The sequence below is a fragment of the Collinsella aerofaciens genome (assembly GCF_020709435.1).
Taxonomy (GTDB): Bacteria; Actinomycetota; Coriobacteriia; order Coriobacteriales; family Coriobacteriaceae; genus Collinsella; species Collinsella aerofaciens_AU.
On the sequence record NZ_JAJFDP010000018.1, the window covers coordinates 1 to 26484 of the forward strand.

General features: G+C 57.4%; 26 protein-coding genes and 1 tRNA gene. 11 read left to right on the top strand and 16 right to left on the bottom strand.

The features are described from left to right. From LK493_RS08720 to LK493_RS08745, 6 genes are all read left to right on the top strand, one after another. On the top strand, positions 1–306 hold a 306-nt coding region (locus LK493_RS08720; RefSeq protein ID WP_227790756.1), incomplete at its 5' end, for a hypothetical protein. A gap of 377 nt (positions 307–683) precedes the next feature. Beyond that, positions 684–908, top strand: coding sequence for a hypothetical protein (locus LK493_RS08725; RefSeq protein WP_227790757.1), 225 nt, complete (start codon positions 684–686; stop codon positions 906–908). A gap of 34 nt (positions 909–942) precedes the next feature. After that, a complete protein-coding gene (locus LK493_RS08730; RefSeq protein ID WP_227790758.1) occupies positions 943–1506 on the top strand; it encodes a hypothetical protein in 564 nt (187 codons plus the stop codon). Between the two features lie 588 nt (positions 1507–2094). Then, complete coding sequence (locus tag LK493_RS08735) at positions 2095–3657, top strand: PTS transporter subunit EIIC (protein ID WP_227790759.1); 1563 nt, start codon at positions 2095–2097, stop codon at positions 3655–3657. 38 nt (positions 3658–3695) lie between these two features. Continuing rightward, positions 3696–3965, top strand: a complete 270-nt coding sequence (locus tag LK493_RS08740) for a hypothetical protein (protein ID WP_227790760.1) — start codon at positions 3696–3698, stop codon at positions 3963–3965. Positions 3966–3984: 19 nt separating this feature from the next. Then, positions 3985–5313: a 6-phospho-alpha-glucosidase gene (locus LK493_RS08745; protein WP_227790761.1), complete on the top strand. Its 1329-nt coding sequence runs from the start codon at positions 3985–3987 to the stop codon at positions 5311–5313. 73 nt (positions 5314–5386) lie between these two features. Here the strand turns inward: LK493_RS08745 and LK493_RS08750 are convergent, their stop codons facing one another. The 9 genes from LK493_RS08750 to LK493_RS08790 form a co-directional block, all read right to left on the bottom strand. Then, positions 5387–6244 (bottom strand): MurR/RpiR family transcriptional regulator, encoded by an 858-nt coding sequence (locus tag LK493_RS08750; protein ID WP_227790762.1) that lies wholly within the window; start codon positions 6242–6244, stop codon positions 5387–5389. Between the two features lie 448 nt (positions 6245–6692). After that, a complete protein-coding gene (locus LK493_RS08755) occupies positions 6693–7292 on the bottom strand; it encodes a hypothetical protein (protein WP_227790763.1) in 600 nt (199 codons plus the stop codon). A gap of 4 nt (positions 7293–7296) precedes the next feature. After that, positions 7297–7599: a DUF2958 domain-containing protein gene (locus tag LK493_RS08760; protein ID WP_227790764.1), complete on the bottom strand. Its 303-nt coding sequence runs from the start codon at positions 7597–7599 to the stop codon at positions 7297–7299. A 420-nt stretch (positions 7600–8019) separates the two neighbouring features. Then, on the bottom strand, positions 8020–8295 hold the full coding sequence (locus LK493_RS08765; RefSeq protein ID WP_227790765.1) for a hypothetical protein: 276 nt from the start codon (positions 8293–8295) through the stop codon (positions 8020–8022). Positions 8296–8341: 46 nt separating this feature from the next. Beyond that, positions 8342–11227, bottom strand: coding sequence for a DEAD/DEAH box helicase (locus LK493_RS08770; RefSeq protein WP_227790766.1), 2886 nt, complete (start codon positions 11225–11227; stop codon positions 8342–8344). 2 nt (positions 11228–11229) lie between these two features. Continuing rightward, positions 11230–13245 carry a site-specific DNA-methyltransferase gene (locus LK493_RS08775; RefSeq protein WP_227790767.1) on the bottom strand — a complete coding sequence of 672 codons (2016 nt, stop codon included), beginning with the start codon at positions 13243–13245 and terminating at the stop codon, positions 11230–11232. Positions 13246–13412: 167 nt separating this feature from the next. Further along, positions 13413–13577 (bottom strand): hypothetical protein, encoded by a 165-nt coding sequence (locus LK493_RS08780; RefSeq protein ID WP_227790768.1) that lies wholly within the window; start codon positions 13575–13577, stop codon positions 13413–13415. Positions 13578–13968: 391 nt separating this feature from the next. Beyond that, positions 13969–14769 (bottom strand): hypothetical protein, encoded by an 801-nt coding sequence (locus LK493_RS08785; protein ID WP_227790769.1) that lies wholly within the window; start codon positions 14767–14769, stop codon positions 13969–13971. Then, positions 14759–15007 (bottom strand): hypothetical protein, encoded by a 249-nt coding sequence (locus LK493_RS08790; protein ID WP_227790770.1) that lies wholly within the window; start codon positions 15005–15007, stop codon positions 14759–14761. The genes LK493_RS08785 and LK493_RS08790 overlap by 11 nt, the downstream gene beginning before the upstream one ends. Positions 15008–15127: 120 nt before the next feature. Here LK493_RS08790 and LK493_RS08795 point away from each other — a divergent pair, with 120 nt between their 5' ends. Next, positions 15128–16318 (top strand): hypothetical protein, encoded by a 1191-nt coding sequence (locus LK493_RS08795; RefSeq protein WP_227790771.1) that lies wholly within the window; start codon positions 15128–15130, stop codon positions 16316–16318. Between the two features lie 148 nt (positions 16319–16466). Here LK493_RS08795 and LK493_RS08800 read toward each other — a convergent pair. Further along, positions 16467–16541, bottom strand: a tRNA-Thr gene (locus LK493_RS08800). Positions 16542–16703: 162 nt separating this feature from the next. Here LK493_RS08800 and LK493_RS08805 point away from each other — a divergent pair. After that, a complete protein-coding gene (locus LK493_RS08805; protein ID WP_227790772.1) occupies positions 16704–18044 on the top strand; it encodes a DNA-binding protein in 1341 nt (446 codons plus the stop codon). 27 nt (positions 18045–18071) lie between these two features. On the opposite strand, the gene LK493_RS08810 is transcribed toward LK493_RS08805, so the two are convergent. From LK493_RS08810 to disA, 6 genes are all read right to left on the bottom strand, one after another. Continuing rightward, positions 18072–18749, bottom strand: coding sequence for an NYN domain-containing protein (locus tag LK493_RS08810; protein ID WP_227790773.1), 678 nt, complete (start codon positions 18747–18749; stop codon positions 18072–18074). A 3-nt stretch (positions 18750–18752) separates the two neighbouring features. Next, complete coding sequence (gene rlmB, locus LK493_RS08815; protein WP_117745790.1) at positions 18753–19667, bottom strand: 23S rRNA (guanosine(2251)-2'-O)-methyltransferase RlmB; 915 nt, start codon at positions 19665–19667, stop codon at positions 18753–18755. 167 nt (positions 19668–19834) lie between these two features. Further along, a complete protein-coding gene (cysS, locus tag LK493_RS08820) occupies positions 19835–21301 on the bottom strand; it encodes a cysteine--tRNA ligase (RefSeq protein ID WP_227790774.1) in 1467 nt (488 codons plus the stop codon). Between the two features lie 3 nt (positions 21302–21304). After that, entirely contained in the window at positions 21305–21799 is a 495-nt protein-coding gene (gene ispF, locus LK493_RS08825; RefSeq protein WP_006234975.1) for a 2-C-methyl-D-erythritol 2,4-cyclodiphosphate synthase, read from the bottom strand. Continuing rightward, positions 21789–22517 carry a 2-C-methyl-D-erythritol 4-phosphate cytidylyltransferase gene (gene ispD / locus LK493_RS08830; protein WP_022093924.1) on the bottom strand — a complete coding sequence of 243 codons (729 nt, stop codon included), beginning with the start codon at positions 22515–22517 and terminating at the stop codon, positions 21789–21791. Before ispD ends, ispF begins: the two co-directional genes overlap by 11 nt. Next, positions 22517–23557: a DNA integrity scanning diadenylate cyclase DisA gene (gene disA, locus LK493_RS08835; protein WP_006234973.1), complete on the bottom strand. Its 1041-nt coding sequence runs from the start codon at positions 23555–23557 to the stop codon at positions 22517–22519. The genes ispD and disA overlap by 1 nt, the downstream gene beginning before the upstream one ends. 374 nt (positions 23558–23931) lie before the next feature. On the opposite strand from disA, the gene LK493_RS08840 reads away from it, so the two are divergent. The 3 genes from LK493_RS08840 (at position 23932) to LK493_RS08850 (ending at position 26405) form a co-directional block, all read left to right on the top strand. Continuing rightward, positions 23932–24510: a manganese efflux pump MntP gene (locus LK493_RS08840; RefSeq protein ID WP_227790775.1), complete on the top strand. Its 579-nt coding sequence runs from the start codon at positions 23932–23934 to the stop codon at positions 24508–24510. 119 nt (positions 24511–24629) lie between these two features. Continuing rightward, positions 24630–25097, top strand: a complete 468-nt coding sequence (locus LK493_RS08845) for a helix-turn-helix domain-containing protein (RefSeq protein WP_227790776.1) — start codon at positions 24630–24632, stop codon at positions 25095–25097. A 3-nt stretch (positions 25098–25100) separates the two neighbouring features. Further along, on the top strand, positions 25101–26405 hold the full coding sequence (locus tag LK493_RS08850; RefSeq protein WP_227790777.1) for a type II toxin-antitoxin system HipA family toxin: 1305 nt from the start codon (positions 25101–25103) through the stop codon (positions 26403–26405). The last annotated feature ends 79 nt before the right edge of the window (positions 26406–26484 follow it).

The window sequence follows — 26484 nt, forward strand, 5'->3', positions numbered from 1 at the left end:
CGCCCGCTGATCACCCCGTCGGAGCTCATGGCCTGGAGCGCGCGCGAGAACGGCGTGCTCGTGATCGACGCCGAGGGCCCGATGGCGCTCGCCAGCCGCGACATCACCGAGACGTTCCTGGGGCCGCTTCTGGGCATGACGTCGCCGGAGGCCGAGGGCGCGCTGCTCGCGCGGGCGCTCGAGGGGGAGGTTCGGAATACCTCCCCGGCACCGGTCTGGCGCATCCCGGAGAAGCCGAAAAAGCCCAAGGGGTCGCCGTCCGGCGGCAGGAAGCGCAAGGTGTCCGCCGCGCCCGACGGATTCTGACGCGTCATACGGCCCTGCCTGCGCAAACGGCCCTCCGTCATACGCGCCCCGCGCGCCGTATGACGGAGGGCCGCCGTCGCCTTTCCGGTTTAACCGACCACACTACCAGCAAAAACGAACTCGGCACGCCGAGTTGCGCCGCAAAATCCCAGGCGCCCGTAGTGCGCCCTTATCCTGCTCCATCGGCTCCAGCGGCAGCACAAAGCCGAGCCCACGCAAATAATCGCGTACGTGCTCAGGCACCCAATACTCATCATCACCGACCATAGACAGCCCAATCTCTCGCCCTCAATGTCGAGCAAATTGAACCGTCCAGTCACAAGCGCCGAGCCGTATAATGCACCCTCGGATTAAGCAGCCGAGAAGAGGGGTCGCCCGTGGTTACGTTTGAGCTATTGAATGAATCTGCCGAGGATCTGCTCTACGCCTACCACCCCGAAGGCGATCGCCACCACGCCGGCATCGTCACCTACAACCCCAACACCCGCGCGACCCACATCATCGAACACGCCACCACCGACCACGGAGCCCACTACGCCCACCGCCTAGCCCACCATCTAGCCACCTCACCGACCCCAGCCCCCTCCGGTACCCTTGCCTAAGCTATCCTTGTCGTATCAAGAGAGAGGGGGCCGCATGGTAGACGTAAACAAACTTGACGAGGAACTCGGTGATGCCGATTCCGAGCAGCTTCAGTACATCTATGACACGCAGAAAGACCTGTATTCGGCCGAGGAACTTGCCTACATCCTCAAGCTGAAGGCAATGCGCGTCCAGGAGGAGGATGCCGAGGAAAGGGCCCTTCTGGCAAAAGCCGAAGAATACCTCCCCAAGGAGATCAACTGCCCCAAGTGCGACGGTCCCAACGATTTCCATGAAGACGTCTGCCGGTTCTGCGGGGCAAAGCTCAATAAGGCCAAATTCTATAACAGGGCCCGCAATATGGCCCTGGGTATTGAGGACGACGAGGATTCTACTGAAGAGCTGGATGACGAGGAGCGTCGTTCTTTCCTCGCGCAATATATCATCAGCTTCCTTATTCCTCTCGTTGGCTGGATTATGGGAGGCATCTTTCTCACACGAAAAGACTCCGAGGAGCATGATGCGGGCATCATCTGCATCATGCTTGGTATCGCCTCCGGCGTCCTTGTCGTCCTTCTTTACTTCTACATCATAGGAAGCGCTATCAATACGATTTAAGACAAAAACGGCCCGGGGTAACTAGCATTTCCCGGGGCCTAATAATCAAGATACCGAGCATTCTACCGTCGAGTATTAAGCTGCCGAGTATTCCACCAGCAGCCATCACCCGCGCAGAACGTCGTCCATCATGGCATACCGCACCGCATCAATCGAGTGATCGTTGCCGTCCGGGATATCATCAATCCACGTCCCATCCTTATCCCACTCTTCCTCTTCCTTTCGCTCAGGATGTCCGAACGGCAAGAGCCAGGGCGTCCCCCTCGGCATTCAAGCTCCAAAACCTAAGGCGAAAGAGATAGGCCGATTCCAAACCTGGCAAATTGAAGTGCAGTTAGTCATTCGCACTTAAAACCGTTTGCCCAAAAAAGAAGACCGCTGGCCGAAATGGAAAGATGGTAACAACGAAAAAGATTAGTCGCACTTGTTTTTAAGAACCGTTTGTTCCAGCCCACCCTGTTTGTAAACACCCTAACTATTATGAAATCAGTAAACAGAGGCGGCATCAACACCTAACGCCGGCAAGCATGCGAGTGCCACCTCTGCCTAAGGGGCAAGTCCCCGAGATTAGTTAGGAGAGGGGAAGAGATGGATAAAGTTAAAACGGCCTTCCAGAACTTTGGCCGCGTTATCGTCGACCCTATTTTGTACCTTGCGGTAACGGGCATCATCTTGGCCATCGCCACGGTATGCTCGCTCGGCAGCGGAGCTGTCGCGGATCTGGGCACGCTGCTCTCCGCGGCAACCAACTCCGCGGTGATCGGCAACCTGCCCGTGATTTTCGCGGTCGGCCTAACGGCCGGCTTCGCAAAGAAGCAAAAATCCAACGCGGCAGTGTTTGGACTCATTAGTTACCTCATGTTCCTGTATGTCAACAACACCTACCTGACGCTTACCGATCAGCTAGCAAAGGCAGGCGCACAGGGTCTGTATGGAACTGGCCAGGCAACGGTCCTGGGGCTTCAGGTTACCGATGTCAACGTCTTCGGCGGCGTACTCATCGGGTGCTTCTGCGGTTGGCTTTATAACAAGCTGATCGACGTAAAGGTATCGGACTATATCCGAATTTACGGCGGACCCCGACTGGCACTTCTGGCGATGATCCCGCTGAGCATTGTCTTCGGCATCGGAGCGACCGTCGTGTGGCCCCCTATCGCCAATGCCATCAGCAGCGCGTCTTCATTCATCGCAGCCTCGGGCGGTCTGGGCGTTTTCATCTATGGTTTCCTGAACCGCGTCCTCGTACCTCTCGGCATGCACCACTTTATGTGGATGCCGTTTGACTACTCCGCGATTGGCGGCACGGCGGTCGTCGCTGGCCAGAGCGTTTCCGGTGCAGCAAACATCTTCTATGCCGAGCTTCCTCTTATCGCCGACGGATCCCTCACCACAGTCGACCCCTCCGTCCGCTTTGCCATGTTCGGCTTTGGCAAGGAATTCGTAACCCTTGGCGCCGTGCTCGCAATGATCGCCACCTCGCGTCCTGAGAATCGAAAAGCCGTCGCAGCCATGCTGGTTCCTATTTACATCACCGCCATGCTCTCCGGCATCACAGAGCCGCTTGACTTCATGATTCTGTTCGCGTCCCCGATTCTCTGGGTTGTCTACAGCCTGTTCTACGGATTGGGCGAGATGCTCCTGTTTGTCTTGGGAGTCCGCCTGCTTAACCTGTTCGGCGGCATCGAGCTGCTCACGGTTAACCTGCCTTTGCCAATGGGCATCACCAAGTTCCCGATTTACATCGTCTTGGGCATCGTGTTTGCCGCCGCTTCGTTCGTCGTACTGGCAATGGTTATCAAGAAGCTCAACCTCATGACGCCCGGTCGTTCCGCAGAATGGTCCGCTGAGGTTTCCGGCGACACCAGCGCCCTCGAGTCTTCCGGAACGCCGGAAGTCGACGCAAAACAGCAGGAGATGGTGCAAAACATTATCGATGGCCTTGGCGGTAAGGACAATATCGACACCATGGGCTGCTGCATGACTCGCCTCCGTGTCGAAGTCAAGGATCCCAACAAGGTCAACGAAGAGACCATCAAGAAGGCTATCGACAAGGGCCTATTTAAGAACGGCACTAATGTCCAAATTGTCGTGGGAACCAACGTGCACTCCGTCTACGACCTGCTTCGTCCCATCCTCAATCTGGAAGATTAACGCTCGCCTAATCGACAGGCGATAAGCGAGGAGACCTCATGTTGACCAAAACGTTTCATTCAATCCGAGGCATGTTCGAACGCTTGCTCAACATGTACAAAGAAAAGTCGACAAGGGGTCTTCTCGCCCTGATGGCTGCATTCGTGTGTGGCTTTATCTGGCCACTCCTTGGTCTACTCGCTGCGGCTTGGACCCGGCATTCAGGAAAGCACGCGGATGCGGGCAGCATTGCGGGCATGGCGGCCGTTATCAACATCGTGACTTACTTCATACAGATAGCGGCCAGGATTGCCTGCGGCTCGATTTGATTTGAAAGGCATGAACAACATGAACGGATACAAGATTGTCATCTGCGGCGGCGGAAGCACCTATACTGCCGGCATCGTCAAAGACCTGATTGATCAAAAGGATGAACTGGGGATTCGCGAGCTTTGGCTCTATGACATCGACAAGGAGCGCCAGGACACGGTCGCCGTGGTGGTTAAAGCAGTTATCGATGACCTTGCTCCCGAGATTCCCCTGCATGTAACCATCGACCCCAAAGAGGCATTTACAGATGCGAACTTTGTTATGGCTCAGATGCGCGTGGGCGGGCTCAAGATGCGTATCCAAGATGAACAGATCAGCCTGCGCCATGGCGTAGTCGGCCAAGAGACCTGCGGAGCAGGTGGCATGGCCTATGGCATGAGGACCATTTTCCCCATGTGCGAGCTTGTCGATTTCTGCGAGGAATACGCCTGCAAGGACTATTGGATCGTCAATTACTCCAACCCTGCAGCCATCGTAGCTAAGGCGATGCACAAGCTACGTCCAAACGCTCGCATTCTCGACATTTGCGATATGCCGGTTGAGATTGAAGCCCGCATGGCAGAGATTTTAGGGTGCGAGCTCAACGATATCGAGGTCGATTACTTTGGCCTCAATCACTTTGGGTGGTTCACCAACGTGCGTTGCAAGGGCGTCGACGTTACAGACAAGCTCAAAGAGCACGTGCGTAAATACGGCTACATTTCCGAGGCAAGCCTCAATGACGCTTTGGTAAAGGATCCCGATTGGGCCCATACCTTCAAGAATGCGGCGACGATTTCCACGCTATTCCAGGATTACCTCCCCAACACCTATTACCAGTATTACCTGTTGCCCGATGCCTGCGTGGAATACATGGACATCAATAACACGCGTGGCATGCAAGTCGTAAACGGCCGCGAAAAGCGCATCTTTGATGCATCCGCGGCGCTTAAGCGCGGTGAAAAGGTCGATCTCACGCAGTTCTACGTGGGCGTCCACGGCAGGTTCATTGTCGATGTCGTCAAGTCTCTGGCAAAGGATTTGCGCCATCGCCAGCTGGTGATTGTGCCCAACAATGGTGCAATCGAGAATCTCTCGGACGACGCAACGGTCGAGATTCCGGCGTACATTACCGATCGAGGGGCCGAACCGATCCGCGTCGGGAAGATTCCCCGCTTCTACAAGGGCCTTATCGAACAGCAGGATGCCTGCGAAGGCCTTGTGGTCGAAGCCGTTATCGAGGGCTCCTATCAGAAGGCACTCGAAGCCTTCACTCTCAATCGCACGATCCCCTCAGCCCGCGTAGCCAAGGAGGTTTTGGACGATATGATCGAGGCGAACAAGGGCTATTGGCCTGAACTGAAATAGAGGAACTGTCCAAATATCGAAAGCGCAAAAAGGGGCCCCAAAGTAATTTGGCTTTGGGGCCCCTTTTGTATGGCTAAATCTCAGTAAAACCCGTAAAGATGAACGAATCGGCCTCGCGTTTTACGCGATAGTTCTCTTGATAGTCCTGATTGAATATAAGCGAATAAATGACTTGAAGCGTATACGTGAGCGAAATCATGGAGGAGTAGTTCGCCACCTTTCCAATCACGCGCTCTGATTTTGGAATAAGCAAAACGGTATCGCATTGCTTGGCGAGTGCTGAATCAGAAAATGCAGTGATCAGGCACGGTTTGATTCCACGCTCTGAAAGAGTGGCAGCATATTTGGAATAGTCATAGTGAATGCCGCTGTAGCTTAGGAATAAATACAGGTCGCCGGGCTTGCCGTTTTTAACATGCAGCGTTTGCAGGCCTCCGTCGTCGGCCATGGTGACATGGCGGTCGAGCTTGAGAAGGTTGTTGCGAAAGATACATCCCGCCAGATAGCTCTCCCCTTTCGCGAAGATGTAAATTCGCGGGGCGCTAAGGACTGCCTTGGCGATTGTGCCCAATTTGGCGATATCAAGCTCGATTTTTGTTTGATCTATGATGCCCTTCAGGAGATTCGCGAGGTTGCCCTCGATGGCCTCAATTGAATCGGAGCTGTCAAAAGGACGATTGCGGTCGACTGTGGCAGCCAAAAGATAGTCTCCACTTATCTCCTGAATGAGCTGCATGATCAACTCACGATAGCCGCTTAGGCCCAGTTTCTTACAAAAGCGGATGATAGTCGCGTTCGAAGTGTAAGTCTCCTGTGCAAGCTTTGCCATGGTGAGGGTCTTAAGGTCACCGGTGTGATTGAGCAGATAGGTAGCAATGGCTCGGTCGGTTTCATTAAAAGATGCGCTGTTGCGCAGGCTGTCAAGAATCATGGTTGCTCCGATCGCTTTAGCTTGCCACCAATTATGTCATTTTCAAAACATTGGGTAGCCCTTCATGCACAGGCTTACGTCCTGCGGCCTCCCTCTTGATATCCCACATCGCACGACACCACTATCTGCGAAGTGTGCGTCTTGCAGGCCTCGGCGAACAAATACAAATAAAGCTCGATTGCCAGAATTCACCGTCCGCCCAGAAGCGAAGAGGTGACCCTGACTAATCTCCGTGTGGATTTGGGACGGTACAGTGTTTGCCGGCAAGCATCTTGCAGCCCTCGCCTCCTCCCCTACCATGTTCCCAGATGAGAACGATAGCCGGGGTCCCAAGGGGCCTTTGGCCCTTTGGAGCGCAGGGGTCCGGGGATGGCGCGATCCATCCCCGGGAAACGCCGCGAGGGGCACGCCGTCGCCGGTATGCCCGTGCGGGTGGCGGCCGGGGCTATTACGCCCCTGTCGCGTAGACCGTCCGCCCCGTCTCGCAGTCGATGGTCTCGGCATCCCCGAACCCGACCCGGACGGCTGCCCATCCGCCGGCGCCGGCCAGAGCGTCGGCCTCGGACCTCGCGGCGGCGACGAGGCACTCGAGCTCGGCCGATCCGGCCGCCGCGGTCCCCACCTCGAACGCACCGGCGTCGCCGCCCGACTCGTACTCGACGACGACCGTCGAGCCGAGTGCCTCCTCGAGGGTCTCGGGCAGGCCGCCCACGCCGTCGAGGGCGCGCCCGGCGACCGTAGCCAGCGGGTAGCGGGCCATCCCGGACGCCGCCGAGTGGGCGGCCATGCGGAGCAAGCCGGCGGCCTCGAGCGCCTCGAGGAGCTCCGCGGGGACCGCGGCGTCGATGGCGATGTTGCCGCGCCCGCGGCACCACTCGGCCGCCGCCGGCACGTTCGCCGTGAGCACGCCCCACTCGGCCATGTAGCCCTCGGAGCGCGGGTTCGTGGCGTCGAGGAGGAGGACGGCCAGGCCGCCGCCCACGTACTCATCGGCCACGAGGGCGAGGCGGACCGCCTCGCCCATGGAGTCGAACTCGACCGTGACCATGCGGCTACCTCCCCTCGAATGCGCTGGCGGGCGCGGGCTCGAAGTGCTCGTCGCGCTCGACGACGCCGAACCCCTTCTCGCGGTTCACCCTCTCCATCTCGCGGACGCTGAAGTAGCCCCACTCCGTCTCGAAGCCGCGCACGAGGCCGAACGCCTCGCCGGTCCTCGGGTCGTACTCGGTGAGGTACCAGTCCCATCCGTTTACGCACGAGAAGTAGTGGACGTGGACGATGGGGTCCTCCGCCCCGTCCTGCCCATAGAGCCTCGGCACCGTCTTGGCAATTTCCTCGGTCATCAGCTGCTGCATCTCTTCCTCCGTTCCGGGCACCTGCCCTCAACATCTCGCCCCTGCGGGCAAAGCCGAATGGCGACGCCACGCGTCGTCGTCGGCTTTGCTCCCTGCAAAGCCGCACCGGAGTGAAGGCGGGTCAAGGGAGGTCCATGACGACCTCCACCAACCGGAGCGGAGCGGAGGTTTGTGCGGGGTCTCATGGGCCCCCTTGACGCGGCGTAGCGGAGGTGCCACCCGGTCGCGGAGCCGTGGTCGCCTCCCGGCGGATGCCGAACTGTGGCTGTTGCTACGTTTTTATTTGCTGTTACCAAGCTAGTGCGCTCTGAACATGCCGCTATGTGACATTTATCTATGTTCGTGAGTCAAGTGAAAGGGAAACGGCGCCCTTATCCAAGGGCGCCGTTGATGTCCAATGGGCTATTCGGGTTAGCTGAGCTATCGGTTCGTAAAGGCGGCGGTCTCGCCGATCAATAGTTCAACGGGAATGTCGAGGCTGCTCGTATCGATTACGACGGCGAGCCTGGCTGAGTCTTCAGGATCGGACCATTTGATAAATATTGGGCGCCAGGCGAATCGGTAGCCGGCGATGGATAGGTACTTTCCATCGCCGGCGGGCTCCGAGTCGAGCGTTACCCATGCCTGCTGGTCGCCGATTTTGTCAATTAAATCTGGCAAGGAAGGGATTGGTTCTGCATCGATTACGGTTGCCATTGGCTGCTCCGATTCTGTCTTACACAAATGATCGTGTTATCGGCATCTAGTGATAGTTGTTTGCGAAGGTGCCATAGAACAGGGCTTTGCAGTCGACTTCATTGTAGTTCTCGATGGCATTCTGGACGTCTTCGCGCAACAGGTTGAGAACACGATACTCGCCGTTGCCCATATCGCCCACAAATTGAACCCGCTTGAACACGTCAGGATATTCGCGCAGGTAGGCAACGTAACCTCTGAGCTTGGCAAGCGTGTCGCCGAGGAAATCACCGTGCGGATCGATAATCGACGGCCTGATCGTTCCGTCACTGTCCTTCACGAAAAAGAGAAAGTCTGGGTGCAGGGCCATGCGCCCCACTGATGACGAGTACGGAATCGAAAACGCCTTGGCCGACATGCTGCCCGATGGGTTGCGATAGAAGGCAACCGTACGACTCTTCGCCAGCTCATTCTTAACGATAAAGTCTTCGACCGGTTTCAAGTCGAGCGGACAGAGACCGTCCTCCTTCTGCACGATATGGCGTGGATACTTGGCAAAGTTGTCGGACGTGCTGGTAGACGTGGGCCATTCTATCTTTGTGAGGCGCTTTCCTTCGGTTTCACGCGCTAGCTCGTCATAACGCAGCTTTGCGGCGTCGTTGAGGTCGTCGTAGTCACCGGATCCGTCGACCTTGTCGAAGTAGTCCTTTCGGCAGCGAGCTGCCCAGTCCTCGAGCGCATCAACGATGGGTTGCGTGCGCACTGCTGCGGCAAGGCGCAGATCGCACTCAGGGCGTCCGAGCTCCTTGAAGTTGGCGCGGCGATATGCCTGCGTGAGCTCCTTCGTGAAGCGTATGTCGGCGTCGCGAGCGGCCTTCTTGAGGCCTTCTGCGTCCGTACGAGCCTCCTCCTGCTCCTGGTCCTCGGTCTCATTGAGCTTATCGAGCGTAATCTTGACGGTCTCAGCAACCTCTACGTCATGGCGCGCCGCGCGGTATTCGTCTTCGTTGGCAACGATATAGCCCTTGAGCTTCTGGGTGAACTGCCTGTTCACGTCCGCTGCAGCGTTGACATCGAGACCGGTCTCGACGAGCAGGGTTGCCGTCTTAATCAAGCTCTGGAATTCGTTTCTGGCCTTCTTCGGAATTCGCTGCACGGGAATGGAGTCGAAGGCGGTGCGAATTCCCTCCCATTCGTCATGTGTGAAGGATTGCTCTCGCTTGTTTGGCGGCTCAGGCTTGGACATCGGGATAGGCTTCGCGACAGGCGCCGGCTGGACCGAATTGAAGTGCGCAATCTCTGACTCGGCGGGGCTATCGCCGCCAGCCGTGCCAGCTTGGGAAACCGGCTTCTCGTTAAGGGGCAGATTGCCACAGCCTTGAACGGGGGAAACGATCGATGGCTGGGTGCCCTGCATGTCCAGGGGCTCTTGGGTCGCAAAGCCCTCCAGCGATGACTGGTAGCCGGGTTGCGCCTGACGGGCAGCCTCGACAGCCTTCAGGTTCTCCTCGTATGCCCTCAGCTCCTGCTGATACTCCTCATTGGTTTTTGGTTCGGCAGCAGTAATAGTCACGGGGTTGAGAACGATGTTCTGCTTGCCGATGGAGCTCTCGCCCATGTCGTCCTTGCGGCCCATGAGGTAGTCGACCACGTCCTGAGTGCTCTCGGGATTGAACTGGGGCAGGTAGCAGGCGACGGAGTTCAAAAGATCATCGGATTCGATGCGCCGCGCAAGTGGAGTGCGTACCATACGTCCCACAAGCTGTGCGATATAGGTCGAGTCCGAACGCCTGCGCTGCGAGAAGATGACCTCCGCTCGCGGGCAGTCCCATCCGTTGGAGACAGCCTCCTTGGCGAAGAGCACGCGAATGCGCGAGGTGTCCTGAACGAACTCGGGCTCGACATAGGGAATGAGGTATTTTCCCGCCGCGATGTCCTTATGCTCGCCGAAGACGTTGGCGAACGACATCACCTCGGAAAGGCCGGGGACCAGGCCCGTGATCTGATCGCACATCTCAGCCAGGGCCGAGTTGCTCACGTTGTCCGCCGCTTGGATGAGCAGCAGCGGGTTGACGGGACTCTCGCCCTCACGGGCACAGTACTCGCCCCACTCGCGGCAGGCCAGGGCATAGCGCTCGCACGCCATAGTGAGGTACTGGTGCTCGACTGGGTCATCCTTCTCTGGCACGCGCAACTCGATGATGTCCTTGAGCAGACCTGACTCCTGGACCTCGCGAGGAGTCACAGCGACCTTTGGCATACGCACGCGATCGGCGCGCTGGTCCATAGCTGCCTCGAACCTCTGCGGCGTGGCGGAGACCCCGACGACGATGGGCATCGCTGCACGACCATCCAGGCCATCAATTAGGTTGGCGTAAATCGTCGCGGTGCCGCGCTCACTTGATGCATTGGCCCCCAGGCCGCGGTGGGCCTCGTCTATGAACAGATAGAGGTTACGCTCCGGGTCCCTGATGGTGCGGTCAAGGATATCCCAGAACACGCGGCCGGAGTTGGCCTCACCACCCTTGGTGAGCAGGCCATTCTTGCTAAGCAGGTCCTTGCTGAGGAAATAGACATGGCGCGGTTCGAGAATGTCGTGCGCGGCTCCGAAGTCGTTGGTAATCGTGACCAGATGGCGCCTGTCGAGGATGCTGTCTGCCAGCTTGTCCGCCACGTTGGAGAAACGCACGCTCGTCTGATCGTTCAGGCTCGGGGAATCCGAGAGCCAAAGAACAGCGGCATTCTCGTCGGGCATGAGGCCCAGATCATTGTCTCCGAAGAAGAGCGCTTCGATCGTCGCCGCGCACATGACCGTTTTGCCCGACCCCGTGGGAGATGCGAGGCATATCGAGGACAGCTCGCCGTCCTGCTCGTAGCGGCGGCGCATCGACTGCAACTTGTTCGCCAGGGTCGCGACCGCACCGGCTTGGAAATCCTTAAGTTCGACTCTCATGTTTACCTCACCGCATCCTCGGCGGCAATCTTGAACGATTGCAGGTAGTTCTCGTACAGGCGGACGACGTCGAGCCCAGGCAGTTGTGCCTTGACGGAGGCGTATCGAGCCGTGTCGTCCGTGATCACATAGGCGCACCCTATGCTTGCATTCTGCTTGACGGCGTCTATGAAAGCGCCGACCGAAGCAAAGTCGAAAAGGACGGCGTAGGCGTCGGCCATGGCAAAGCCCGGCTGTTCGTGCTTGATGATGCTGCCACGCGAACCAGCGCGCAGCCAGAGCAGGGGCGCGATCTCCTCGAAGGCCACGCCCAGCTCGACGGCGTCTGGGTCTTCGTAGGTGAGGTCAAAGAAGACGGCGTTCTCCTCGAAGCCGTCGGCCATGGGGAACTCGTCGGTGAACTTGTAGTCACCCTTGATGGGATCGCCCTCGGGCGTCTTGCCCGTGATGGCCGCCGTGACGCGAGGCTTGGTAACGTACTGGCAGATGCCCAGTGCCTCCCATTCGGGGTCGCCCTGACGAAGACCGCGCTTGGTGAGCTTCTTGGATTCGTCCTCGGAGACCTCGTTGTTCGTTACGCTGATGGAGCGCCTGCGCCCGCCGTCCTGATGGTTCAAGCGCATGACGGCATGTGCCGTGGTGCCCGATCCTGAGAAGAAATCGACTATAAGGGCGTCGGGCTTGTCGGCAACAACGGAAGCGATTGAGAGCTCGGTCGCATAAAGGGACTTTGGAAATGTGAAGCGCCTATCGCCGATGAACTTTTTGATATATCGGCTCCCGTATTCACCGGCAGAGAACTGTGTGCCACTCCAAACGGTTGTTGGAATGGCAGAGCGCTCTCCCTGCTCTTCGAGAAGCAAGGACCCATCCTCAGCCTTGCCGATGAGTTTAATTTCTCCATTCTTGAGACGCTCCTCTTGGGAATCTCCTAGGTAAAGGAGGGAGTACCGATCACTCTTTTTGTTGTACTCACCTACTTTTGCGCACCCGCGATCAAGCTTGGCCTGTAGAGCATTCTGGGAGATCCTCCAAGTCGCCTCTCGGCCATCGGTCCTAATAGGCCAAACTGCCCTGAGACCCGTTTTTGTCGGTATCTTTGTCCAGTCTTGTTCAAGGGGGAGAGAAGCGCCGAGCTCCTTAATGGTCGCGGTCTCCTCATCGATATAGATGGGATAAAAGAGGTTCGGCCTTGCGGTGCGAGCGGCATTGGGACCGCCCCTCAGCAGCCACTCCCAACGTACTTTACGTTGGGAGCGGCTGCTCGACGCGTCATCAGCCACTTTTTCCTCAAGTTCTCCGAACTCAACGGAATAGAGTCTGCGGTCCACTTGGCACGGCGCGGCGGTACCAAAAAAGCAAAAGACAGCGTACTCGTCAGCTCTCTTGAACTGGTTGCCGCGGGCAACCCCGTTCTTGTTTATGGTGATTGAAACCGTCTGGATACCGGTCGCGTTGGGAAAAACGCTCTCTAAAAGAAGTTCAAGCCTTGCGTACTCCTTCTCGTCGATCGTCACGATGAGTACCGAATCGTTGGGGTTGAGCAGCTGCTTGGCGAGCTTGAGGCGACGCTCCATGAAGGCAAGCCACTTGGAGTGTCGATAGGCGTCGGAGCCGTCGACGTAATCGTTGTTGTATTTCCAGTCGCGGGCGCCAGTGTTATAGGGTGGGTCAATATATATGCAGTCCACTTTGCCTGCATAGGCAAAGGCCAAGGTTTCAAGAGCATGGTAGTTTTCGCCGTTAATGACTACTTGATAGGGCTTATCGCCAGCGCGCTCGACACGCCCGGTCTCTTTGAGGCCAGCATAAATCGGCTGGTCATATTCAGCAACAGGCACGACATCGTCGACAGCAACAGAGCGGGGCTCACATTCGTTTTCGTCATATGAGGGCGATTGATATGACTTTAGATCAGCAACCCCCCCCCGAACGGCATTTACCAACCATAGCAGTTGGGAGCTAGAGTCCTCTTTTTTACCACGCTCGGGAAGCACCTGTACGACATCGCCCTCCATGATAGGTTTGCCATAAAGGCGAAGTCGCTCTGGACGGTTGTGTTCAAATACAAGCCCAAACTGGCGCTGCGCCGCAAAGGCGCGGATATCGGCAGCGAGCTGACGATCGCCCAGCTTGACAGCGCGATCAACAAGGTTCTGAACGACCGCTTGCGCCGTCTGAGACATCACTTCTCCCCCTTGCACTTCTCGTCAATCCATTCGCGCACGACTTTGGCAACAGTTTTCTCCTGCTGGGCTGCGTATTGCTTAAGGGCCTTTTTGTCTTCACGAGTAATGGAGAGCGTGAACTTATCAAGTCTCTCTGGATCATTTACTTGGGCTTCAGCCATATCAACCTCCAACAATATTTGATTCAATTATACGTAATTACGTAATTACGTAATATTTGAGGCGCCGGAAATCGATGAATGGTTTCCTTCTTGGTACTGACCGTCCCCATATTTCGAGTTGATTGGACTGTTTTGCTGTTTCAAATTCAAGATTGTGACGTCATGGCATACGGGGTCGACGATTCCGTAAGGGTGCAAATTGGGCACGACAACTCGCCCGCATTTAGCCGTTAACTTATGATTGAGCTGTTGCGACATTGCAAAGGCCCTGTCGGCAGGAAGTATGCTTGCTTGCCGAGGGACGATCTGTTTTGGAAGACCTGCCACGCTCTATTCGGGCAAAAAGGATCCAACAAGCTGGGTCCCGATGGCCTGTTTCACAAAGAAAATATCAGCCTGATGCCGAGCGCACCGTTTTCTTTAGACACGAAAACAAAGTGTCAACCTGTTTCGCCTTGGCGCCGATGTTCAAATAATGCTTTCGAAGCTCATTGCCAGTAAATTCTGACGCAAGGACAGTCATACGCTTATTGATACGCCGATCGTCTAACAACTCGAAAAGCATATTCACCTCAGTCGGAGAATTCGAATAGCCCAAGTAAGCTATCAACAAATTCCGAGCCCCACGATAGGTATCCAAGGTCCTGTCCTTGCTATTAGGACCGTATAAGTTGGCGCTGTCCCAAGCCGACGTCAACTTCTTTGCACTTGCAAAAAGATATTTATCTCCAGAACAGATGGCAGTTGCAGCCGCCTCTATGGCGGCGGTATCTTGGTTATTTTCAACCACCCACAGCCACTTTTCGCCTACCGTCATGGAACGGCGATTCTCCCTTTGCGGTTCGGTCATATCCGCAAGCAGTCGTACTGCACCATCTGCGATTAGCTTAGGAGCATCTTTCATCTTTGGCTTTTGGACGATAGAGGGATTGTTATGTTTGCCCGCCAGTAGCATATACTCCTCAGCACTGATGACCGTCTTGATATTGAGGATGGGGGTGGGGGATGAGTCAACATTCATATTGTTCATCATGTCCATCTCGTTCTCACCGTTTGGGATCATTGCGGCGCCGCCACCGTCGACGGTACGCTCGGTTGCGCCACACGCGCCGGCGGCGTGCGCGGTGCAACCGCGCGTACCGTCGACGGGCAGTGCGTCTGCCAAAGCTTCAGCGATCGTCTTAGAGCGCATCGTTACCCTCCTCCACGGATGCTAGGTACAAGATCAGATCGGCCTTGTCCACGCGCCAGACGCCGGCAATCTTTACGCCGCCGGCAGCTTTAAGAATCTGTATGGACTTGGTCTTGCAGACATTCAGCAGCTTGGCGATGTCACGTGAGGTGGCATATGCGGACGGCAGTTTGACGATTGCCTGACACCACGCTTTACGCGCAATCGCGTCTCGTTTCTTCGAATCTATACCGTTCATTTAGACTCCTTTCGTTTGTGCTGTTTGCAATATTCAAGCTATGCTTTACCTCGACGGATGTCATATATAAGATGTGAATAGAACGGAATTGAATCGCTTGCGGATAGTAGGGAGACAGTTATGAACCAACCCGCAATCAAAGTACCAGCAGCTATGGCACCAGAAATCAGACCTTGGACGCTTCCATCCTGCCGCGAAAAAAATATCGAAATCTTCGGGAAGGAACACGCCGCGCTCATTTGCAAGCCCCATTCGACGGCCTACGGCATCCCCTCGGGCTTCTCCACCGGGACCCTTTTGGACGTAGATCTGACGGATCCAAAGAAAATCATTCAATTTGTCGAGCGGTACGGACTTCCCGTCACCCCATACGCGGGGCAATCAGAGCGTGTTGAAAAGCGTTTCACTTCAAACGACGTCTTCTCCGATAAACCGGAGCAAGATGGTCTAGATATTTGGTACGACGCATTGAATGCATCAGAAAGGTGCTCTGAAATCAGCCTAAACCCCGAGTGCGCCTTGTTTAATAACTTCAAGGATAAGGGGCGCTCTCAGGGAACAGAAGTAGCAAACTTAATCGAAGATATTAGATACAAGAAGGAACAGGTCATACTGTTGGACGATCTCGTTACAACGATGGCATTCATGCAATTAGCTACGCTTCTATTCACGGGCAAAGCGGCTTACGGTGACCGTGCATACGACTATGCTCTGCATCAGGTATGCATCTCCCAAAACAAGGAGATTATTGAAAACAGATTTTCGCAGCTACGTATGTCGCTCCAGATGGTCGATGCGTCTGAGCCCCAGTTAGCAGTAGCCAAACCCGGAACATTTGAAATGGACGAAGGAACCAAGATATGGGTGAGCAATCAATTCAAGACAATAGAAGTTGCCCTGGCAACATTCATCGACCTCGCTATTAACCCTCAGCCAGAACCCCATACCTTCATTCAAGAGCAAACTTTACGTCGAATGGTCAACCGGAATTTAAACAGCCAAAACCCGATTTACGGAAGCCTAACAAGAGCCTGGGCGATACAACTACTAGAAACCCTTGAAAGCCATTTCTCCTGGAACACTTGCCGCGAATGCGGACGACCGTACAAAATCCGCCAGCAGAGAATGAGGGCCTACGTCAAGCAAGAAGACGCGAACGAAGACCGGTTCAAAGAACGAAACAACGCTCGTGACAAAAATGGCTATTGCTGCAAAGCGCACGAACAGCGTATTCGACGCAAAAATGATAAAAAGATCAGCAACGATCAGATGGATAAAATCGCCCGAAAAATGGACGGGTGCGACCAATAATAATGACGAAACTATGAATTTTGATAATTCGATATAGGATCCAAAACCCGTTTTATTGCACACATCGTTGCACAGTCCATTGCACACGGCAGCCATATAAAAGAAAGCAGGCCAGAGAAAAACACACTCTGACCTGCTTTTTCTTTCATGGAGCCAGTGACAGGAATCGAACCTGCAACCCACTGATTACAAATCAGTTGCGCTACCGTTGCGCCACACTGGCACACTTGGCGCTTTCGCGCGAAGCCTGTTAAGGATAAAGGAATTGCGGACGAGGCGCAACAGGCCCTTCACCCGACCACATCTCAAAACTATTCGCCAGAACGAATAGTTTTAATTACAATTGCTATATATAAAACTATTCGTTCTGGCGAAGGGTTTCGCGATGCTTACTACCAAAGAAGCCGCCGAGCTGCTCGGCATCACTCCGCGCAGGGTGCAGGAGCTCATAAAAAACGGAGCACTTGAGGCCCGCAAGGCTTCTGGTGTATGGCTCATCGACAAAGACAGCGTCGACACGCGACTCCGCTCTGTGACCAAAACGGGGGGACGTCCCCGCCGCGGCCACGGTAAGAGCGAGATCGCGTTCACCCTCATGAACCGCACGTACGAAGTCGCTCAGCTGGTCTACAGCACATCGCGAAAAGACTTTACCCACATCGGTGCCGACATCGATTACGCCCACGCCCCTATTGGAGTATTTGGCCCTAATAGCCCCATATCGCTCGACTCCTTCCGCATCTGGTGGCGCGGCCGCGGTATCCCGCTCGCACGCATTGGGCTAGCCTCCCTGCTTGCAGAAGCCGCAGTCGATGTTCCCGATGAACTCGTACAGCGAAATCTCGGCCTCTCCTTATCCGACCAGTATTGGATAAGGCCCCAAAGTTCCGGTCTCGCCTGGGAGGACATTAACTTCTTCAATAACGCCTTTGATGACGTCTCACTGTCCATTGCGCCCTTTGCCCCAGAGGGAAAAGCGGCTGCCGCAAAGCCCGATAACACGTCGGACGGCAATCTTCAAAAGTACTGGACATGCGAGGGTGACAGTCGAATCCTCCACAAGGCAGGAGCGCACCTGAACCAGGAACCTTATAACGAGCTGGTGGCGACCGCGCTCCACCGTCGCATCCTAAACGCTTACGATTATGTGCCTTACTCGCTCGAGGGCACGGGCACTTCCGCCCTGAGCATATGCGATGTCTTCTTAACTGATGAAGAAGAGTATGTCCCTGCGTTCTATGTAAACCAGCAGGCAAATGCAGACGAGCGACTAACCGATTACGAACGGTATGTAGCAAACTGCGAGGAGCTTGGGGTAACAGGCGTCAAGGATGCCCTTGACCGCATGATCGTGTGTGACGACATCATCGCCAACTACGATCGTCATTGGCGCAACTTCGGCCTCGTGCGAAACGTCAACTCACTGGTCTGCAGACCAGCCCCCATCTTCGATTCGGGCTCATCGCTCTGGTGCAACATATCACTAGAGGAGCTTAGGGCGGGAGAGCACAGTTTTACCAGCGCACAATTTCATTCAAGCCCCGCCAAACAAATGTTGCTCGTCGAGGACATGGGCTGGTTTGACGGCGACAAACTCGAAGGCTTCGTTGACGAGGCAATCGAGATTCTTTCCAGAAACGACGCGCTCACGGCAAGGCTGCCATATCTAAAAGAGGCGCTAACGTGGCGCCTCGAAAGAATGATCGACATCGCTGAATGGAGTTAGCGAGGCAGCATTGCCCCGCCAACTTCCCTACCTCCCGCGCAGGGCCTTGAGCTTGGCCAGGGCATCGGGGCTCAGGCGACTGCCCAGAGTCATCTTGATCTGCGGAGCTTCCTCTGCCTCGTGAACGTCGTTATCGATCTGTTTGATCTCGTCCACCAGCATACGGCTCGAGATGCGCGTGACGCCCTTACCCATGACGACGGCCTGGATCGTGCCGTCGCTCGATACCACGGAGCACGCGCGGCCTTCCTCACGTGCCTCGATGCAGAGCTTCTGCACCACGGTATCGGCCGAAACACCCGTCGGCGAAAACTCAATGCGCACACCGCGGGCCGGTAGGTTGGGGCGCTCGCTGGAGATATTGCCCGCGCCGTCAAATACGATCACGGCCTCGTAGCGGCCCTGGGCAAACGCAGCTACGTCATTAATGAGCGCCGTGCGCGCCATATCGTGAACGTCGCTGGAATACGGATCGTCGGAATGGTCGTACACGAGCTTTTCGTAGCGCGGCGTGCAGTGAATCACGTTGTAACCGTCGACCACCAGCAGCTCGGGCTTGTTGGAGTGCACCGTCGAGACTGGGTCGGCGATAGCCTGCGCAAACGCATTGCCGCCCACGCCATAGGTCGCGGCCGAAACAATCGGCTTGGCCGAGCCCTCGCCAAAGCGCTTGGCCTTGGACTTGGTACGGTTCTTTTTGGACATGCGCTACTCCTCCCCCATCAGCTCGCCGGCGTTGCGGCGCAGCCACTCAAAGCACAGCGCCGTGGTCGCCTGGGCAACATTGAGGCTCTCGGTCATACCGCGCTGGGGAAGCTTGGTCAAAAAGTCGCATTTCTCGAGCACCAGACGCGAGATGCCGTCGCCCTCGGAGCCCATGACGAGCGCCACGCGGCCCTCGAAAGGAGCATCCCAGCAACTGCCTTCGGCGTGCTCGGAAGCACCGCCCACCCAAAAACCAGCGGCCTTAAAATCGTCGAGCGCACGGGCGATATTGGGAACCTGCGCGATAGGCAGATGCATGACGGCACCGGCTGAGGTCTTATAGCTGCCCACGGTCACGCCGGCGGCACGCTTATTGGCAATGACGACGCCCGCCGCGCCCACAACCTCGGCGGAGCGCACGATGGCGCCAAAGTTGCCGTCGTCAGTCACGTGGTCGAGCACCACGACAAGTGCCGGGCCCTCGCCTGCGCGGTCGAGAATATCGGCGACATCAGCATAGGGGAAGTTGCCAACCTCGAGTGCGATGCCCTGATGAGCGCCATGGCTCGACAGTGCGTCGAGCTGCGCACGCGGCACATACTTAATGCGGACGCCCGCGGCGTTGAGGTCGTCGACCAGGCGCGACAAGGCGGCATCGCGCTCTCCACCCTCGACAATGAGCGCGCACTTGATGGGAAAACCAGTGCGTAGCGCCTCGGCGGCAGCACGACGACCTTCGATAAACTCGCCCTTGGGAGCCTGGACAGCGTCGCGGTTGCGATCGCGCTGCGGACGTGCGGCCTGGGCGCGATCGCGCTGGCCCTTGGGAGCGGCAGCGCGGTCATTGCGGCGAATCGGACGCGAGCCAGAAGCAGCCTGCTTGCCGCCACGAGGCGCACGCTTGCGATTGTCGGCCATAAAGCGACCTCCTAAATACAACTATCAAACGAAACAAATAGACCGACCGCCCGAGGTGCGGCAGATTGCCTTGAAAGAGGAGGGCATAGACCTTGAGGTCATGCCCGACGATTGAAAGGCAAGGTGCCGTGGCTCGGGCGGTCGGGTGCTTGGGAAACCCGCGGGGATTAGAGAGATTTGATACGAGTGCCGGCGGCGGTATCTTCAATCGTCAGGCCCAGGTCCTTGAGCTGGTCGCGGATGGCGTCGGCCAGATCCCAGTTCTTGGCGGCACGGGCCTCGGCGCGGGCCTCGAGAATCTTGGCAGCAGCCTCGTCCACGTCGTCGCCCGTGTAGGCGACCAGGCCGGCGGCAACGCCCAGCAGGCCCAGCGGCAGCTCGACCTTGGGCTCGGGAAGCTCGACGCCAAACGTATCGAGCAGCTCGACCAGCGTATCGGCGGCGGCCAGGGCAGCGGCCTTGTCGGCAGCATCGCCCGCCTGCTCCAGGTACTGGTTGCACTCGGTCACAAAGCCAAAGACAGCACCCATGGCACCGGCGGTGTTAAAGTCGTCATCCATGCACTCCTTAAAGGTGGTGCGGGTCTCGGCGGCCTTGGCGGCAAACGCCTCGGCAGCCGCTTCGTCGGCATCGGCCGTCGCGTGGTTCGCGGCCCAACGCAGGTTCTCGACCGTACCGGCGATACGCGTGAGCGAGTTCTCGGCACCCTCCAGGCGCTCCCAAGAAAAGTCGAGCGGCGAGCGATAGCTCGTCTGCAGCATCAGCAGGCGCAGGGCGGCAGCGGAGTGCTGCTCGAGGACCTCGGCCAGCGTAAAGAAGTTGCCGAGCGACTTGGACATCTTCTCGCCGTCTACCAGCAGCATGCCCGTGTGCATCCAGGTGTTGGAGAAGCCCTGGTGCCAGGCGCAGGTGGCCTGGGCGCACTCGTTCTCGTGATGCGGGAAGGCAAGGTCGGAGCCGCCGCCGTGGATGTCGATCGGAGTGCCCAGGTAGCGATGCACCATGGCGGCGCACTCGGTGTGCCAACCGGGACGGCCCTCGCCCCAGGGGCTCGGCCAGCTGGGCTCGCCGGGCTTGGCGGCCTTCCACAGGGCAAAGTCGAGCGGGTCGTTCTTGTCCTCGTTCTCCTCGATGCGCGCGCCAACCATAAGGTCGTCGATGTTGCGGCCCGAGACCTGACCATAGTTGGGATCGCTGCGCACGGCAAAGTACACGTCGCCGTTATCGGCTGCGTAAGCGTGGCCCTGCTCGATAAGCGTCTTGATCATGGCGATCATGGGGCCGATCTCCTTGGTGGCGCGGGGGCGCACATCGGGATCGAGCACGTTGGCGGCGCGCATGACGCCGATGAACTTGTCGGAGAACTCCGTCGCGACCTCGGCGGCCGTACGGCCCTGCTCGTTGGCGCGCTTGATGATCTTGTCGTCGACATCGGTGAGGTTCTGGGCGAACGTGACCTCGTAACCGCTCGCGATGAGCCAGCGGCGAATCACGTCAAAGCTGATGAACGTACGGGCGTTGCCGATGTGGATGTTGTCGTAGACCGTGGGGCCGCACACGTACATGCGGACCTTGCCGGACTCGATGGGCTGGAACTCTTCCTTTTTATGGGTAGCGCTGTTGTAGATACGCATTCGTTACTCCTTAACGGTTTTCTGTAGCAGGCAGACGGCCCAGGCGCCGATTCCCTCGCCCTGGCCTTCCCAACCGAGCTTTTCGGTCGTAGTGGCGGCGACGCCCACGTTTTCGACGTCAACGCCCAGGGCATGGGCAAGGTTGGCGCGCATGGCATCGCGATGCGGGGTGATCTTAGGCTGCTGGCAGGCAATGGTGCAATCGGCATCGACAAACTCAAAGCCCAGCTCACGCGCATAGTCCATCACGCGGGCAAGCAGCACCATCGAATCGGCACCCTCATAGGCGGGGTCGGTATCGGGGAATAGCTTGCCGATGTCTCCCCCACGGCAGGCGCCCAGAATGGCGTCGGCCAAGGCGTGCGCGAGCACATCGGCATCCGAGTGGCCCAGCAGGCCGCGCTCGTAGGGAATGTCGACACCGCCGATGATACATCGACGCCCCTCCACCAGACGGTGAACGTCGTAGCCATGGCCAATGCGCAGGTTACTGAACATGGGGAAGGTCCTCTCCCTCGGCCATACGGCCAAGCAGAATCGCGGTTACGGGACGCAAGTCCTCGGGCACCGTCACCTTAAGGTTATCGCGCGGGCTCTGGACGCAGCGGACGCGCCCACCCATGCGCTCGACCAGCGACGAATCATCGGTGCCGATAAAGCCCTCGGCAATGGCTGCAGCGTGGGCGCGCTTCATAGCATCGACGCTAAAGATCTGCGGCGTCTGCGCAGCCCAATAAAGCTCACGCGGCGGCGTCTCGACGATGTTATCGCCGTCGACGATCTTGAGTGTGTCGATCGCGGGTTGACCGCACACGACACCGTCGAGCGAGCGGTCGCCCACAAGCACGTCGATCGCATGATCGATGGCCTCGGTCGTGATGAGCGGACGAGCGCCATCGTGAATGGCGACGTACTCAAAGCCCGCCGGCACCGCGTGCACGCCGGCACGGGTGGAGTCCTGGCGGGTATCGCCGGCATCGGCAAAGCTGATGGGCGTGTCATAGTCAAACGGGTCGATAGCCAAGCGGCGCATCTCGGCACGGCGCTCGGCAGGGCAAACCACGACGATATGGCCGACCTTGTCGCTACGATCGAACGCGCGGATGGACCAGCTCATGAGCGGACGGCCCGCCACGTTAACGAGCTGCTTGCCGCCGGGATTTCCAAAGCGCTGGCCGCTGCCACCGGCAACGACCACGGCGCATACGGGCGCCATTATGCGTTCCCCTGTTTGGTGCCCTTCATGCGGTACAGCGAGTCCGCAAGAATGGCAGGGTTGTTGACGCCAAAGTCGCCCAGGCGCTCCGGATCCTCGCTGATGTCGTCCATGAGCTCCTGCAGCGAGCCGTACTCGTCGACGATCTTCTCGGCCACGCCGTCGCGCACGACGGACACGCGCGAAAGCGTGCGCAGGCCCAGCGGTGTCATGACGGAGTCCTCGTCCAGGTCGTCATAGCCCAGAACTGCCGCCACATGCTGCGGGTCGGACAAGTCCTTGGGCGTCATACGGGCAAGCTCAGCGCGGATCTTCTCGGCGTTGGCCTCAGAGGAATCGCTTGCGTAGTCGCGGATCATCAAGTCGTATTCGGTATCCATGCTGGAGCCCGCGAGCTGCTCGAGCTGCATCTGCACGAGCTTACCCTGGTTACCCAGCTTGACAATGCAATCCTTAAGCTCGGTCTTTGCCTGCTGCATGATCTCGAAGCTCGAGAAGATGCCGGTGATGTCGGCGAGCGTGACGTAGTCGTCGAGCTCAAGGGCCGTCAGGCGCAGCAAGGAGCGGTCGAGCGACTGACGGGTGGTCTGAAGCGTGGCGACGAGCTGGTTGACCGAGCTCATGATGGTGGTGACGGGCTGTATCTCGTAACTCTTGCCGTGAACGTACACGTTGACGACGGCGCGACGAGCCGAAACCGAGATCACGATGGCATCGGTGAGCACCGACATGCGAGCGGCAGTACGGTGACGCATGCCCGTCTCACTCGTGGCGAGCGAGGGATCGGGATTGAGGTGGAAGTTGGCACGCAGGATCTGGGTGAGGTCGCCATCGATAACGATGGCGCCGTCCATCTTGGAGAGCTCAAACAGGCGGTTCGAGGTAAACGAAATGTTGAGCGGGAAGCCGTCGTTACCGGCGGCGAGCACGTTTTCGGTGTCGCCGACGCAGATAAGGGCGCCCAGGTGACCGGCAATGATCATGTCGAGGGCGGTGCGGATCGGCTGACCGGGGGCAGTCAGGCGGATGGCCTGTTCCATACGCTTTTGCAGCTCGTTCTTATCCAAGGCATCGCTCCCATCGTATACGCTCCATAAACGTCAATAAGTTTCTCACGGTTTGCCCCTGTGACGCCCGCAAAATCCGATGCTTACAGAATGAGCGAACACAGCTGAGAGCCCCAATCCAAATGAGCTGCTTATGTGGTAGCATCGGGATTCGCATAAATGAGGGAGTAGTCGCGTGATCGGGTTCGCCTCCGGTGGCGCGGCAAGTCAACACACTGGCCGATGCGGCCTGGCTTGCCTTAATGAACGAGACTCGTGGCTGTGCGCGCAACGCGTACGCCACGAGTCTTTTTTGTTACTCCCCCAAGAGGTACACGCGGGCCCGCCCGCAGAGAGGGAGCCAGACTATGGGACTCGCAGAGCTCGTGTTGCTCGCCGTTGGCCTTTCGATGGACGCCTTTGCCGTATCCATCTGCAAGGGCCTTGGCATGAAGAAGATCAACCTTAAGGTCGCCGTAGTGCTCGGCCTGTTCTTTGGCGGCTTCCAGGCAGGCATGCCCGTGATCGGATGGGCGCTTGGCAGTCAATTCATGAGCATCATCGGCCCCATCGACCACTGGATCGCCTTTATCCTGCTCGCCTTCATCGGCGGCAAAATGCTGTGGGAAGCCTTTACCGAAGACGAGGATGAAGACGACGGCAAGGATGCCGAAAAGATTGACCTGGTCGAGTACCTGATCCTCGCTATCGCCACCTCAATCGACGCCCTAGCCGTGGGCATCTCATTTGCCGCGCTCTCGGTCGACATCGTGCCCGCTGTATCGCTTATAGGCATCACAACGTTTATCTTCTCCGTCGCCGGCGTGGCGATTGGCCACACCTTTGGCGCGCGCTACGAAAAACCCGCCACCATCGTGGGTGGCGTCGTGCTCATCCTTATCGGCCTCAAGATCCTGCTGGAACACTTGGGTTTTTTGGTGCTGTAAAACACCCTTCAAAACTAAACGTCCGTATGAGGTCTCATGCAGAGTTTTGCATGGGCCTTTTCATGCAGACTTTTGCATGTCATACTAGGATGCAAAAGTCTGCACGTTAGGAGATTGCCATGGATACCCTTCCCATCACCACGCCGCGCCAAGCCGGCATCTACGTGCGTCAGGCGCGCGAGGCGCAGGGGATCACCCGTGCCGCCCTCGCTAAAAAAGCCGGTGTTTCGGAACGCCTGCTCGCATCGCTCGAGCTGGGAGATGCCACGGGCATTCGGCTCGACAAGCTGCTGGCAGTTTTCGGTGCTCTTGGACTGGCGCTCGCCGCTCAAGGGGATATAGGCGAAACGAAAAATGAGCAACCAGTCGACGCCCCGCATGCTGATCAACCTTGCAGCACCTCCAGACGCCATCACGCCCAACGTCTTCATCATCGCAACCGTCGCAGCACAACCATTCCGGCTCTTGCAGATGCCCCCTTTACATCCGCACTCTACGACGAGGTCTTCGCCGATTTCGCCATGTCCAATCTCGGAGTCTCGATTGCCACAAACGCATCTAGCCAAGCCATGCCCGAAGGGAAATAGCCAATGGCCAGAACATCACTTCGGACCATTATTTGCGGCGTGCCTGCTGGAACGCTCACGCAAGATGAGAACGGTCTTATCAGCTTTACCTACGATCATGACTATGACGGGCCAGCCCTATCGACCAACATACCCGTATCGAATCGCACATACGGACAACAGGTCATGAATCCGTACCTGTTTGGCCTTCTACCCGACAGCGAGGACCAACGAAAAGCGATTGCCGCCGAATTCGACGTTAGGCCCAACAATCCCGTTGCGTTGCTCAGCCATATCGGACTCGACTGTCCGGGCGGCGTGCAGTTTTGTGCCGAAGAAGATACCGACGCCGTCCTGCATCGCGCTGGCGAATACCGCCCTATAGACAACCACGAAATTGCTCTTCGTCTCAAGTCGATCAGAGATGACCGCGATGCATCGTGGATGGGTCTAGATGAAAGTTGGTCACTTGGAGGCAACCAGGGCAAGTTCGCGCTCGCGTTCATAAACGGCCGCTGGTGCGAATGCATGGGCTCCTCGCCCACGACGCATATTTTCAAAAATGGCGTTATCGGATTTAAACTCGAGGCTCTCAATGAGTTTGTCTGCATGAAAAGCGCCCAGCGCGCCGGCATCGCAACGGCAAACGTCGAATATCGTATGTTTGAGGACGAACCTGCCCTCATTGTTGAGCGCTATGACCGCGTGAAAGTCAAAGACGGAACGATCAGGCGCCTACATCAAGAAGACCTCTGTCAGGCACTTGGGGTGATGCCCGCCCAAAAGTACACGGCAGACGGCGGCCCGACCACACGCGACATTCAAGAGCTCCTCGTAAATACGAGCCACCATCAACTTAACCTGTATCTGTTTACGCAGATACTTTTCTTTAACGCCATCATCGGCGCACCGGATGCGCACGCGAAAAACTATTCCCTGCTCCTTGGAAACGACGGCGCAGCCATGATGGCTCGAATGTACGATGTCGCGTCGGGTTTGGCGTATGAGCGCATGCGCCGCCGGGCGCGCCTTGCCATGAGCGTTGGCGGCGAAAATCGTGTGGGGTGCATCGGTCCAGGCGCTATCCGCCGATACCACGGTATGGGCGACCCCACGCTGGAGGCGACGCTCACCGATGCCGGGCTATCCGAGAAGTTTTGCTTTGCGACCATGATGGACCTCGCCTACGAGGTACCCATTTGCATGGAAGAGGTCATGGACGAATACGCCGACCTGCCCGGCATGGCGGACCTGCGCGAGCATATGCTCGGCCCCGTCCGCGAAAACTGCCAGCGCGCCCTCGACCTCATCAGGGCAGAAATGGACTAGGTGGCCGTAATTTCCCATTTCTTAAAAGAAGAGAGGGGCACCCGTCGCAAAAGCTCGGATGCCCCCTCTCATAATGTCA